The following is a 12,014-nucleotide window of genomic DNA, read 5'->3' on the forward strand; positions in this document are numbered from 1 at the left end:
ACGTCTGCCGCGCAGCAACAAGACATGGACAACCGACAGCAAAAAAATCACCATCTATTAAAGCGGATGTGTCATTTATGTATCGATGTTATGATCGGCTATAGTTCGACACCGCTTGACGAAGCCTAGGGGGGCATGAGTGTCATCTACCGATGCCAGCCAGTCCGGTAAAACCGACGATCGACGCTCGCGTCGGTTAGTCTTTGCCTACAAGACGGCTTGCCTGGTGGTGATGTCGATTGCCCTGTTTTGGGGGCTTGTGTTCTTCTCCATGCGGCAATGGGGCCTTGTGGGCACACAGGGCGCGATGGCGGCGGTTTGTCTGGTGAGCTGGTGGCTTACCCACACTGGCCGCCTCTCCCTGGCGCTGATGCTGTCGCAGCTGGCTTTTCTCGCCATCACCGTCGCCATGTGCCTCTATCTCGATGTGCCGAGCGAGGTAGCGCCACGGGTGAGCCATCTCTACCTGCTGGTGCTGGCCATGCTGGGCTATATGAACTTCCAGCGTCACCGCTCGAAGCCGCAGCTCGTTATTATCGCCCTGTGTCTCGTGGCCTTTGTCGCCTTTGCCAGCACCCCGATGCACTTCTCGTTCGCACAGCCGCTGTCTGACGAAGTCCGCATTTCCGGGTCCTGGATCAATGCGCTGGTCGCCGTGGCCATGCTGGCTGGCGGCGCCTATGTCATGCAGACCGAGTTCGAGCGGACCAATACGATGGCGCAAGCACTGCAGGTGGCGCTGTGGAATGATAGCTTCACCCTGGCCTATCAGCCCCAGGTCAATCGCAGTGGCGAAATGCTGGGGGCGGAAGTCCTGCTGCGCTGGTCAACGCCGGAGCGCGGCCCAATCTCGCCCGCCGAATTCGTGCCCGTCGCCGAACAGGCCGGGTTGATGGTGCGCATTGGCGCCTGGGTGCTCAACGAAGGCTGCAAGACGCTGGCCCTGTGGCAGACCCATCCGGAAACCAGCCATTTGACCCTGTCGGTCAATGTCAGCGCCAGCCAGTTCCTCGAAAACAACTTCGAGCAGAGCGTGCTGCATGCGCTTGAGGTCCACAAGATCAACCCCACCCGGCTCAAGCTGGAACTGACCGAAAGCGTCATGGTGGCGGACATGGAAGTTGTCGTCGCCAAGATGCACATCCTGCGCGCCGTTGGTGTGTCGATCTCGCTGGACGATTTCGGCACCGGCTTCTCCTCGCTCAGCTATCTGCGCCGCCTGCCCATCAATCAGCTCAAGATGGACCGCAGCTTTGTGCAGGACGTCACCGAGAGCAAACGCAGCGCCACCATGGCGCGCAACATCATCCAGCTCGGCCGCGACATGGACATCGCGGTCTTGGCCGAAGGCATCGAAACGCAGGAACAGTTCCGCCTGCTGCGCGACAATGGCTGCACCGAGTTCCAGGGCTATCTGTTCGGCCGGCCCGTGCCGCTCGAGGAGTTCGAGCGAACCGTCCGCACTGCGGCGGCCTAGCCCGCCACCCGGCTCCGGTCCGCCCGCACCAGAAGTGCGCAGGCCAGACATCCAATGCCGGACAGCGCCATGACCCAGCCCATCGGCCAGGGCGTGCCATCGGCAAAGACGCTGGCCAGCCCCGAGCCGACAACGCCACACCCATATTGAAACGCGCCCAGTAGCGCCGACACGGCCCCTGCGCGCGTCGGAAAGTCTGCCAGCGCACCCGAAATGGCATTGGCGACGATGAAACCGTTCATGGCGACGAAGAGCCACGTGTCAATCGCAAAGCCCCAGACACCACCCAGCCCGGTCAGCACCTGCAACGCCACCAGAACCCCGGTGACCGCAGCGCCCGTAGCGCCGATGGCCAGGAGCCTGTCGCTGCCAAAACGCCCCACCAGACGGGCATTGATCTGGTTGGCGACCATCAACCCGACAATGCCCACCGCAAACAGGATCGCGTAAAGCTGCGGCGTGACGCCGTGAAAGGTGATGAAGGCGAAGGGCGAGCTGGCGATATAAGCAAAGGTGCCGCTGAAGAAGAAGCCCACCGCCCCCGCATAACCCAGCAGTCGCCGATTGCCGAGCAAGGCGCCATAAGCGGCAAAAGCCTTGCCCAGGGGCTCGGTATTGCGGTGCTCAGGCGCCAGCGTTTCGGGCAGCGTGAACAGTGCGGCCAGCGTCAGCACTCCAATGACCGCCAGCGTCCAGAAAATGGCCTGCCATGTGCCAATGGCAAGGATTTGCGCGCCAACGCTTGGCCCCACCAAGGGGGCAATGGCCATCACGGTCATCAGCGTCGACAGCATCCTGGCGCCCCGGTCGCGACCATAAAGATCGCGCACCATGGCGCGCGCCAACACCACACTGGCGCAGGCCCCCAAAGCTTGCACGACGCGCCAGCCGATCAGTTGCCAGGCATCGCCCGAGAGTGCGCAGCCCATCGAGCCGATGACGAAGATGACCAGCCCCAGGGCCACCGGCAAGCGCCGCCCGAAGCGGTCGCCAATCGGCCCCCAGAACAATTGCCCGGCGCTGAACCCAATGAGATAGGCCGAGATCGTCAGCTCCAGCGTGCCCGGCTGGGCGCGAAGCGCGGCACTCATGCTTGGAATGGCGGGCAAGTAGAGATCCGTTGAAATGGCGGCAAACGCCATCAACGTGCTGAGGATCGCCAGCCGTTGCAGATCGCGACCGGCAGGGCGTGACGAGGCGATGTCCGCCGCAGCGGAGTTGTTGTTGAGGCTCATGGCTCACTCACAATTTGAGGGTGGCGGTTGGAGGTTAGAGGCCCACCAGCTTCATCATCTCGGCGGGATAGCGCTCGCCTTCGACCTTGATGGTATCGGCGACGGTCTGGATCTCGGCGAGATCGGCGCTGTTCAAGCGCACTTGTAGCGCACCCAGGTTTTCATCCAGCCGCCCGATCTTGCGCGTGCCGAACAGCGGCACGATCCATGGCCGCTGGACCAGGATCCAGGCCAGCGCGACCTGCCCCGGCGTCGCCTCGTGCCGCTCGCCGACAACCCGCAGCAGATCGATCAGCTTCTGATTGGTGACGCGCGCCTCTGGCGAAAAGCGCGGGATTTTGCTGCGCAGGTCATTATCTGAAAACATCGTCGCGGCATCGATCTTGCCGGTCAGGAAGCCTCGACCCAATGGGCTGAACGGCACAAAGCCAATGCCCAGTTCTTCCAACACCGGAAACACGTCGGTCTCGGGCTCGCGGGTCCACAAGGAGTACTCGCTCTGCAACGCACTGACGGGCTGCTCGGCATGGGCCCGCCGAATGGAGTCGGCGCCCGCTTCCGAGAGCCCGAAATAGCTCACTTTACCGGCCGCGATCAGGTCCTTGACCGTCCCCGCCACATCTTCCATCGGCACATCGGGATCGACGCGGTGTTGATAGAGCAGATCAATATGATCGACCCCGAGCCGCTTGAGGCTCCCCTCAACCGCTGCCTTGATATGGGCGGGCTTGCTGTTGACCCCACCAAAATTCTCGCCCGTCACCGGATCGATATTCCAGCCGAACTTGGTGGCAATCTTGACCTGCCGGCGTAGCGGCGCCAGCGCCTCGCCCACCATCTCTTCATTGGTCAGCGGGCCATAAATCTCGGCGGTGTCGAACAGATCAACACCGCGCTCGACCGCCGCCCGGATCACCTCGATCATCTCGGCACGATCGGGAATATCGCGCGTCAGTCCGTAGCCCATACAGCCCAATGCCAGCGCCGACACCTCAAGACCACGTCCGCCAAGTTTGCGTTTCAGCATGTCTCGTTCCTCGTTGATCCCTGCGCGGCACCGGGACTGGCTAGGCGCCGTATTGCTCGTCCGTCACGAATTCCAGCCAATCCACCGCCACGCCATCCAAAGCTTCGTGGATGGCAATGTGCGTCATGGCAGTGTCAGGGCCCGCGCCATGCCAATGCTTTTCGCCGGGCGCGAAATGCACCACATCGCCGGGCCGAATATCCTCGATCGCATCGCCCCAGCGCTGCACACGGCCACAGCCGGACGTTACAATCAGCACCTGACCCAAGGGATGGGTGTGCCACGCCGTGCGCGCGCCCGGCTCGAACGTCACGGAAATACCAGCGGCTCGCGCGGGGCTTTCGGCGGCAAAGAGCGGGTCGATCCGCACCTGCCCGCTGAACCAGTCTGGCGAGGCCTTGCCGGACTTCTGGCTACCGGCGCGGGTGATCTTCATGGGGTTGTCTTCCTCTTGCTGGGTAAACTAGGCCGTTTGGCACTGTGCGATAAGATGCTAGCTTGGCATGATCTTATGGTTTGGTTTCATAAATGGCCCGTTCCGATATCAACGATATTCAGGCCTTCCTGATGGTCGCCAAGGAGCGCAACTTTACGCGCGCGGCCGCCAAGCTGGGCATTTCCCAATCCTCACTCAGCCATACCGTGCGGCGGCTCGAAGCGCGACTGGGCATTCGTCTGCTCGCCCGCACCACCCGCAGCGTCGCGCCCACGGAAGCGGGCGAACGGCTACTGCTGTTTGTCAGCCCAAGGCTGGATGAAATCGAAGGTGAACTCAATGCGCTGACCGCATTGCGCACGAGCCCGACTGGCAATCTGCGTATCTCGGCTGTCGAACACGCCACCAATGCCGTGCTGCTGCCGCGCCTCAACAGCTTCCTCGCCCAATATCCCGATATCAAGCTCGAAGTGCATCTCGACAACGCCCTGACCGACATTATCGCGCAGGGATACGACGCGGGCGTGCGCTTGGGCGAGCAGGTGGCCAAGGATATGATCGCGGTGCGCATCGGCCCCGACTGGCGCATGGCCGTCGTCGGCGCACCAACCTATTTCGCCAAGGTCCCTGCCCCCAGCAATCCGCACGATCTCTCAGCGCACAACTGCATCAATTTGCGGCTACTGACCTATGGGGGGCTTTATGCATGGGAGTTTGAGCGCGACGGGCGCAGGCTCAACGTACGAGTAGAGGGCCAGCTGACGTTTAGCTCCAGCCGCCCGATCCTCGACGCCGCCATAGCGGGCCATGGGCTCGCCTGTATTCCTGAAGATCTGGCAGGGCCAGCTCTCGCCAGTGGGCAGTTGGCGCGCGTGATGGAAGAATGGTGCCCGACCTTTGTCGGCTATCACCTGTACTATCCAAACCGTCGCCAACCCTCGCCAGCATTCTCCCTGCTGGTCGAGGCGCTGCGCTATCGCGGCTAGGTTAAGTCCCTGAGATCAGAAGGGATTCCAGGTCGGCTCGGACGTGAAGTTGAGGTAGCCGATGTTGAGACCGAGACGCGCACCGACGCCCGAACGGATCGGCACCATCACCACATCGCCGCGCTTGATCACGGTCATACCGAAACCGCCCAGCACATAGGCCGAACCGGCCACACCAGCATAGCGACCCAGCACGTCCTGAATCTGGTTGAGATTGTAGACAAGCATCATGACCTTGGAGCCATCGCCGCCAATGTCAAAGCCGATCGAAGGGCCCTGCCAGAACACCGAGTACTGCCCGGCATTACGCGTATAGACGCGGCCTTCGCCATAGCGAGCGCCCGCAAACAGTGCACCGCCGGCGTCTTCACCCAGAATATAGCCATTGGGCAGGCCATATTGGCTGACTGCGCGCTCGACCAGCGAAGCAAGACCCTGCGAGGTGGAGCCAAAGAAATTCTTGCCGCTCTCGACCAGTTCATCGCCCGAGAAGCTGTCGCTGAGCGATCCCTGGGCGAATGCGGCTGGAACAGGAGCAGCGAAAGCGGCCAGCAGAGCTACGAGAAGGGCGAGGCGCTTGAACATCGATGAGCTCCCAAGGCGAGTAACAGGATCGCGCAGATTACCCTCACGTTAAGGGCTTCGATCTTAACATTTCTGAGGCAGGCTCGCTTTCGCCAACATGCCAATCATTGGTTTCATGATGAAGCAAACCTCTAAACAAATCTTAACCATGCTCGCCTTTGTTTTGCCGCTATTCGCCCTGTTTCCGGCGGGTTTTCAGGCTGCACACGCGCAATCAGTGGTTACGGCTATCGTCACCGACCCGCTGACGGGCATCGCTTTGGGCGGTCTCGATCCGGTGAGCTATTTCACCGAAACCTCGCCCCAGCAGGGCAAGCCGGATTACGAATTTATCTGGAAGGGCGCGCCCTGGCACTTCGCCACCGCAGCCAATCGCGACATCTTCAAGCGTCACCCTGAAATCTACGCGCCACAATTTGGCGGTCATGGCACGACAGGCATCGCGCGCGGCTTTCTCTCGGACAGCGACCCACGCGCCTACACCGTGTTCAAGCAGCGGCTGTATCTTTTCTATTCGTCCGCTAATCGCGAGGCCTTCTTGATGGCACCTGATGCGGCTGCCCGCGCCGCGGCAGAGAACTGGCCCGCCCTGGAAAAGACGCTCTCCACCAACTAACCGCCCGCGACGCGCCCCATTGCAGTCGCGAAAATGATGTCCACTGTTAACCATCACCCTCTAAAGTCGGCGCCAATGATTCCCTCGCCGAACTTTCGCCTCACGGAGACTCCCCAAATGGCCGACATCATCGAGCTCAAGGCAACCGATCTGGCTGCGATGCTGTGCAGCCGCGTCTGTCACGATCTGATCAATCCGATCGGCGCCATCGGCAACGGCCTGGAAGTTCTGGCCGACCCTGCACAGGGCGAAATGGCCGAAGGCGCACGCGATCTGATCGCCAGTGCTGCCAAGCAAAGCCGCGCCAAGCTCGAATTCGCCCGCCTCGCCTATGGTGCGTCGTCCACCTCCGGCACCGATATCGACACCCGCGAATGCGAACGCGTTGCGCGCATCCTGTTCGAAATCGAAAAGGCTGACCTCGAGTGGAACGCCCCGCTGATCCTTTTGCCCAAGCACAAGGCCAAGCTGTTCATGAACATGCTGCTGATTGCAGCCATGTCCGTGCCACGCGGTGGCCAGGTGACGGCGGCGATCACCGGCGATGCCGGCAACGAGAAGTTCGAATTCACCTCCAAGAGCGATCCGGAAAAGCGTCAGAAGACGCTGATCCCATCCGGCGCTGCAGGCCTGCTGTCGGGCACGCCTGATGAGGGCTTTGTCGACGCCCGTGGCATCCAGCCGTTCTACACGGGCCTGCTCGCCCGTATGACCGACATGGAAATCGCCATCGGCATCGAGGACGGACAGTTCTTCTTCACCGCGACGCCAAAGGCGCCAGAAGCGGACAATAACGCGGTTGAGACACCCGCACCTGAAGCCGACACTCCTGCACCTGAGGCTGACGCCAAAGAAGCCTGAAACGTGCACAGTCTGCTAACCAATCCGTAGGATGTGCGACCCCATAATCGGGGTCGCGTCAGCCTGCGGAGCGGCCTTCATGAAAACCTGCCTTATCGTCGATGACTCGACCGTCGTGCGCAAAGTTGCCCGGCGTATTCTCGAAGACATGGACTTCTCGGTTGATGAAGCCGAGGACGGCCAGGAGGCCATCGACAAATGCCGTCAGGCCATGCCTGACGCCATCCTGCTCGACTGGCAGATGCCGATTATGAGCGGCCTCGAATTCCTCAAGCAGCTGCGCGCCTATATCGGCGGCGAGGCCCCTTATGTGGTTTATTGCACTGTCGAAAACGACATCGGTGCCATCGCCATGGCCCTGCGCGCGGGCGCCAGCGACTACATGATGAAGCCCTTCGACCGCGCTATTCTCGAAGCCAAATTCGAGACCCCGCTGGCTGCCGCCTAACCGGCTTCCGCCCGACCCAGAAGGTAACTCCGCTCACGCTCATTGCGCGTGAGCTCGGCTGCGCGGCGGAACTCCAGCATCGCCTCGGTGTGCCGACCCAATTTGCTCAACATATCCCCGCGCACGCCATAGAGCAGGTGATAACTCTTGAGTGCCGGATCGTCCTTGATGGTATCGATCAGCGCCAAGGCGGCGGCGGGCCCCTCGGCCATGGAGATGGCCACCGCCCGATTGAGCTCGATCACCGGCGACGGCGTCACCTCGGCCAACACGGCATAGAGCGCAGCTATCCTAGCCCAATCAGTGTCCCCTGCCATGCGCGCCCGCGCATGACAGGCCGCAATCGCCGCTTGCAGCGCATAGGGCCCGCTGGCGCCACCCAATTGCACGGCCCGATCCAGCGCAGCCAATCCCCGCCGGATCAGCAATTGATCCCAGCGCGAGCGATCCTGATCGAGCAGCAGGATCGGCTGCCCCTTGCTGTCGGTGCGCGCTGCCGTACGCGAGGACTGGATTTCCATCAGCCCAACCAGGGCATGCACCTCGGCCTCGTCCGGTGTCAGCTGCGCCAGAATGCGGCCGAGACGGATGGCCTCGCTGCACAATTGGGGCCGCATCAGGTCCTCGCCCGCCGTCGCCGAATAACCCTCGTTGAAGATCAGGTAGAGCACGCCCAGCACGGACGCCAGGCGCTCGGCGCGCTCTGGCCCGGTCGGCACCTCATAGGGGATCCCCGCCTCGGCAATGGTCTTTTTGGCCCGCACGATGCGTTGACCAATGGTCGGCTCAGCGGCGAGAAACGCCCGGGCGATCTCCTCGGTGCTGAGTCCGCCGATCAGCCGCAAGGTCAGGGCAACGCGCGATTCCGGCGGCAGAATGGGATGGCAGGAAGTGAATATCAGCCGCAGCAGGTCATCGCCCACCTCGTCGTCCATCGCCTCGTGTAGCGCCTCGACCCCATCGGGCCGGTCGGTCTCGAGCACATAGCCAACCTCGTTGAGCTTGGTCGCGGCCATCTTGTTGTGGCGGAACATGTCGATGGCGCGCCGCTTGGCGGTCTGCATCAGCCAGGCGCCAGGATTGCGCGGCACCCCCGCATCGGGCCAACTCTTGAGCGCTGACACCAGGGCGTCCTGTGCCAGTTCCTCGGCCAACGAGATGTCGCGCACCATGCGCGTCAGCCCCGCAATCAGGCGCGGTTGCTCGACTTTCCAGACCGTGGTGATGGCGCGATGGGTTTCAGCTTGGCTGCTCATGGCAGGGATGAAACCAGCATTTCCACCGCATCGCAATCATCCACGTGATCAGCCGCTAAACCGCGGCAAGGACAAACAAAAACCCCGCACGACAGAAGTCGTACGGGGCAGTGTGACGTGACGTTGGAGCTAGAAAGGCTTAAGCGACGTTTTCGCTGTAGTTTTCGCTCTCATCTGGCTCGCGCAGCACATAGCCACGGCCCCAGACGGTCTCGATGTAATTCTTGCCACCGGTTGCAACCGAAAGCTTCTTGCGCAGCTTGCAGATGAACACGTCGATGATCTTGAGCTCAGGCTCGTCCATGCCACCATAGAGGTGGTTGAGGAACATTTCCTTGGTGAGCGTGGTCCCCTTGCGGAGGGAGAGCAGCTCGAGCATCTGGTATTCCTTGCCCGTCAGGTGCACCCGCTGGGTCTGCACTTCGACAGTCTTGGTATCCAGGTTCACCGTCAGGTCGCCAGTCGAGATAACCGACTGGGCGTGGCCCTTGGAACGACGGACGATGGCGTGGATGCGGGCCACGAGTTCGTCCTTATGGAATGGCTTGGTCATGTAGTCATCGGCACCGAAGCCGAGACCACGCACCTTATCCTCGATACCGGCAAGACCGGATAGAATAAGGATTGGCGTCTGCACCTTTGCGACGCGCAGGGTGCGAAGCACCTCATAGCCGCTCATATCGGGCAGGTTAAGATCGAGAAGGATGATGTCGTAATCATACAGTTTGCCGAGATCGACGCCTTCCTCACCCAGATCGGTGGTGTAGACGTTGAAGCTTTCCGACTTGAGCATCAACTCGATGCTCTGCGCTGTAGCGCTATCGTCCTCAATAAGGAGTACCCGCATTATATTCCCCTTGTCATTCGTTCCTGCTGGAACACATGAGGCCCGGCGGTGGCTGCCGCCTCATGTCCAACCCTACTGGATATGACTGAACCCTAAGCTCAAATAGTTAACAAAGTTTAATTCGGTTCCGCAATACGCAAACGGCGGTAAGATGAATTAAGTTTAAGTCATTGAAATTTATAGGTTAATTCTATCAATTTTTCTTAAGAAAATGGTTTAAGTAGCCGATCTAAGCGACTCTTTCGACTCATGCAATTACGGCTATGTCAGGGGTTTAGAGACAGGTCCTCGGCAAACGGCGAACGGACGGCTCCAGCTCTTGGAATAGCGCTTTTGCGTTAACGTTGGGTTACGATCTGATTCGGAGACGGCCTCGAGTCGAGCACTCCGGAAACCATGTTCATGACACATGGCCCATCGTAGCTGAACGGATAATTGCATCATGAAGGCGCTCATTTCAGCCATCGAAGCGATTGACGACATCGAGGTCTTTGGTCGCGTTAAATCCGTGCAGGGTCTGCTGATCGAAATCGTCGGTCCCGTCCGCGAGCTGCGCGTCGGCGGGCGCGTCCAGATCGAGACGGTCAATAACGAGTCCCTGGCCGCTGAAATCATTGGCTTTAAAGATGGACACGCCCTCTGCCTGCCCTTTGGCCAGCTGAGCGGTGTGCGGCTGGGCTGCAAAGCCGTGTTCCAGCGCCATGACGGCGCCGCCTTCCCCTCCGAGGGATGGCTGGGCCGCGTCATCAACGCCAATGGCGAGCCCATTGACGGCAAGGGCCCGCTGCCACGCGGCGCCATCCCCTACCCGCTCCGCCAAAATCCATTGCTGGCGCATGATCGCGTGCGGGTCGGCGAGCCGCTCGACTTGGGCGTGCGGTGCCTTAATACCTTTACCACTGTGTGCGAGGGGCAGCGGCTGGGCATCTTCGCCGGCTCGGGCGTCGGCAAATCCGTGCTGATGTCCATGCTGGCGCGCAATACCAATGTGGACGTCGCCGTGATCGGGCTGATCGGTGAGCGCGGGCGTGAGGTGCACGAGTTCATCCAGGAGTATCTGGGCGAAGAAGGCCTCAAACATGCCGTAGTTGTCGTGGCGACCTCGGACGAGGCCGCGCTGATGCGTCGGCAGGCCGCGTATATGTCGCTGGCCCTGTCGGAATATTTCCGCGACCAGGGCAAACGTGTCCTGTGTATGATGGACAGTTTGACCCGTTTTGCCATGGCTCAGCGCGAAATCGGCCTCGCCATCGGCGAACCGCCCACGGCGAAGGGTTATCCGCCTACAGTTTTCACAGAATTGCCACGATTGTTGGAACGAGCCGGCCCAGGAACGCCTACGACCGGTTCTGTTACCGGACTATTTACCGTTTTGGTTGAAGGTGATGATCACAATGAGCCCATTGCGGACACCGTACGCGGCATTCTTGATGGGCACATCGTGATGGAGCGTGGAATTGCCGAGCGGGGACGATACCCGGCGGTGAACGTGCTCCGGTCCATCTCGCGCACCATGCCAGGGTGCGTGCCGGTCAATTTCCGGCCCGTCCTGCAAAAGGCGCGAGAGCTCATGTCCATCTATTCGGACATGGAGGAACTGATCCGGCTGGGGGCTTACCGGAAAGGGTCAGATCCGAAAGTGGACCGCGCAATCGCCATCAACCCGGCGCTGGAGGGCTTTCTCAGCCAGCAGCGGGAAGAAACGACGACGGTTGCCGAGGGCTATGCCATGCTCGAGGCGATCATTGCCGAGGCGGAAGCGACGGGCTGATGGAGCGAGTGTTTTTCGCTCCGGAACTGACTTGATGTGTAAGGAGTACAGGTCTTGAAATCGCGCAGCGAGAGCCTCATTCGGCTCAAGAAGTTCCAAGTGGACGAGAAGCGCCGTCAGGTCGCGCAGATCGAGATGATGGTCAACGACTTCGAGCGCATGGCGAGCGAACTCGACCAGCAGATCGAAATCGAGCACACCAAGACCGGTATCTCGGACGTGGCACACTTTGCCTATTCGACCTTCGCCAAGGCCGCACATTCGCGCCGGGACAATCTGTTGGCTTCCGCCAACGACATGCGGGTCAAACTCGAAGCCGCGCAGGACACCCTCGCCGAGGCCCTCGAGGACCTGAAAAAGGTCGAGCTGCTGGACCAGCGCGAGCACCAGCGCGAAGCCGCCGAACAGCTCAAGGCCGAACAGGCCGACTACGACGAAATCGGCCGCCTCCGCTTCCGCAACCAGTAAG

Annotated in this window: 13 protein-coding genes; 7 read left to right on the forward strand and 6 right to left on the reverse strand. The window is 60.9% G+C overall.

All coding sequences use genetic code 11. From position 1 onward, the window contains the following. Window positions 1-139 precede the first annotated feature (139 nt). On the forward strand, window positions 140-1,477 hold the full coding sequence (locus WH87_RS01675; protein WP_046140103.1) for a putative bifunctional diguanylate cyclase/phosphodiesterase: 1,338 nt from the start codon (window positions 140-142) through the stop codon (window positions 1,475-1,477). Here WH87_RS01675 and WH87_RS01680 read toward each other — a convergent pair. From WH87_RS01680 to WH87_RS01690, 3 genes are read right to left on the reverse strand one after another with little or no spacing between them, the layout of a single operon-like run. After that, window positions 1,474-2,712, reverse strand: a complete 1,239-nt coding sequence (locus WH87_RS01680) for a multidrug effflux MFS transporter (RefSeq protein ID WP_046140102.1) — start codon at window positions 2,710-2,712, stop codon at window positions 1,474-1,476. The two genes, WH87_RS01675 and WH87_RS01680, sit on opposite strands and share 4 nt — an antisense overlap. Before the next feature lie 34 nt (window positions 2,713-2,746). After that, entirely contained in the window at window positions 2,747-3,739 is a 993-nt protein-coding gene (locus WH87_RS01685; protein ID WP_046140101.1) for an aldo/keto reductase, read from the reverse strand. A gap of 40 nt (window positions 3,740-3,779) precedes the next feature. Then, entirely contained in the window at window positions 3,780-4,175 is a 396-nt protein-coding gene (locus tag WH87_RS01690; protein WP_046140100.1) for a (R)-mandelonitrile lyase, read from the reverse strand. A gap of 92 nt (window positions 4,176-4,267) precedes the next feature. Here WH87_RS01690 and WH87_RS01695 point away from each other — a divergent pair, with 92 nt between their 5' ends. Continuing rightward, the gene (locus tag WH87_RS01695; protein WP_046140099.1) at window positions 4,268-5,161 is read left to right on the forward strand and encodes a LysR family transcriptional regulator; all 894 of its coding nucleotides are present in this window, start codon (window positions 4,268-4,270) and stop codon (window positions 5,159-5,161) included. 15 nt (window positions 5,162-5,176) lie between these two features. Here the strand turns inward: WH87_RS01695 and WH87_RS01700 are convergent, their stop codons facing one another. After that, window positions 5,177-5,746, reverse strand: a complete 570-nt coding sequence (locus tag WH87_RS01700) for a DUF1134 domain-containing protein (RefSeq protein ID WP_052726563.1) — start codon at window positions 5,744-5,746, stop codon at window positions 5,177-5,179. Between the two features lie 115 nt (window positions 5,747-5,861). Here WH87_RS01700 and WH87_RS01705 point away from each other — a divergent pair, with 115 nt between their 5' ends. The 3 genes from WH87_RS01705 (at window position 5,862) to WH87_RS01715 (ending at window position 7,671) form a co-directional block, all read left to right on the forward strand. Beyond that, complete coding sequence (locus WH87_RS01705; protein ID WP_156167914.1) at window positions 5,862-6,362, forward strand: YHS domain-containing (seleno)protein; 501 nt, start codon at window positions 5,862-5,864, stop codon at window positions 6,360-6,362. 117 nt (window positions 6,363-6,479) lie between these two features. Beyond that, window positions 6,480-7,223: a histidine phosphotransferase ChpT gene (gene chpT / locus WH87_RS01710; RefSeq protein WP_046140098.1), complete on the forward strand. Its 744-nt coding sequence runs from the start codon at window positions 6,480-6,482 to the stop codon at window positions 7,221-7,223. A 79-nt stretch (window positions 7,224-7,302) separates the two neighbouring features. Beyond that, complete coding sequence (locus WH87_RS01715) at window positions 7,303-7,671, forward strand: response regulator (protein ID WP_046140097.1); 369 nt, start codon at window positions 7,303-7,305, stop codon at window positions 7,669-7,671. Here the strand turns inward: WH87_RS01715 and WH87_RS01720 are convergent. Both WH87_RS01720 and ctrA read right to left on the reverse strand, forming a co-directional pair. Then, window positions 7,668-8,927: an RNA polymerase sigma factor gene (locus WH87_RS01720; RefSeq protein WP_046140096.1), complete on the reverse strand. Its 1,260-nt coding sequence runs from the start codon at window positions 8,925-8,927 to the stop codon at window positions 7,668-7,670. The two genes, WH87_RS01715 and WH87_RS01720, sit on opposite strands and share 4 nt — an antisense overlap. Window positions 8,928-9,066: 139 nt before the next feature. Beyond that, window positions 9,067-9,774, reverse strand: coding sequence for a response regulator transcription factor CtrA (gene ctrA / locus WH87_RS01725; RefSeq protein WP_046140095.1), 708 nt, complete (start codon window positions 9,772-9,774; stop codon window positions 9,067-9,069). Window positions 9,775-10,216: 442 nt separating this feature from the next. Here ctrA and fliI point away from each other — a divergent pair, with 442 nt between their 5' ends. Beyond that, a complete protein-coding gene (gene fliI, locus WH87_RS01730; protein WP_046140094.1) occupies window positions 10,217-11,545 on the forward strand; it encodes a flagellar protein export ATPase FliI in 1,329 nt (442 codons plus the stop codon). A 54-nt stretch (window positions 11,546-11,599) separates the two neighbouring features. Then, a complete protein-coding gene (gene fliJ / locus WH87_RS01735; RefSeq protein ID WP_046140093.1) occupies window positions 11,600-12,013 on the forward strand; it encodes a flagellar export protein FliJ in 414 nt (137 codons plus the stop codon). The last annotated feature ends 1 nt before the right edge of the window (window position 12,014 follow it).

Origin of the sequence: Devosia epidermidihirudinis (assembly GCF_000971295.1) — a bacterium.
Classification (GTDB): Bacteria; Pseudomonadota; Alphaproteobacteria; order Rhizobiales; family Devosiaceae; genus Devosia; species Devosia epidermidihirudinis.

Excerpts from the sequence above, each read along its gene's own strand:
- WH87_RS01680 (WP_046140102.1), bottom strand. The coding sequence starts at position 2,712 with ATGAGCCTCAACAACAACTCCGCTGCGGCGGACATCGCCTCGTCACGC.
- WH87_RS01685 (WP_046140101.1), bottom strand. The coding sequence starts at position 3,739 with ATGCTGAAACGCAAACTTGGCGGACGTGGTCTTGAGGTGTCGGCGCTG.
- WH87_RS01690 (WP_046140100.1), bottom strand. The coding sequence starts at position 4,175 with ATGAAGATCACCCGCGCCGGTAGCCAGAAGTCCGGCAAGGCCTCGCCA.
- WH87_RS01695 (WP_046140099.1), top strand. The coding sequence starts at position 4,268 with ATGGCCCGTTCCGATATCAACGATATTCAGGCCTTCCTGATGGTCGCC.
- WH87_RS01700 (WP_052726563.1), bottom strand. The coding sequence starts at position 5,746 with ATGTTCAAGCGCCTCGCCCTTCTCGTAGCTCTGCTGGCCGCTTTCGCT.
- WH87_RS01705 (WP_156167914.1), top strand. The coding sequence starts at position 5,862 with ATGATGAAGCAAACCTCTAAACAAATCTTAACCATGCTCGCCTTTGTT.
- chpT (WP_046140098.1), top strand. The coding sequence starts at position 6,480 with ATGGCCGACATCATCGAGCTCAAGGCAACCGATCTGGCTGCGATGCTG.
- WH87_RS01715 (WP_046140097.1), top strand. The coding sequence starts at position 7,303 with ATGAAAACCTGCCTTATCGTCGATGACTCGACCGTCGTGCGCAAAGTT.
- WH87_RS01720 (WP_046140096.1), bottom strand. The coding sequence starts at position 8,927 with ATGAGCAGCCAAGCTGAAACCCATCGCGCCATCACCACGGTCTGGAAA.
- ctrA (WP_046140095.1), bottom strand. The coding sequence starts at position 9,774 with ATGCGGGTACTCCTTATTGAGGACGATAGCGCTACAGCGCAGAGCATC.
- fliI (WP_046140094.1), top strand. The coding sequence starts at position 10,217 with ATGAAGGCGCTCATTTCAGCCATCGAAGCGATTGACGACATCGAGGTC.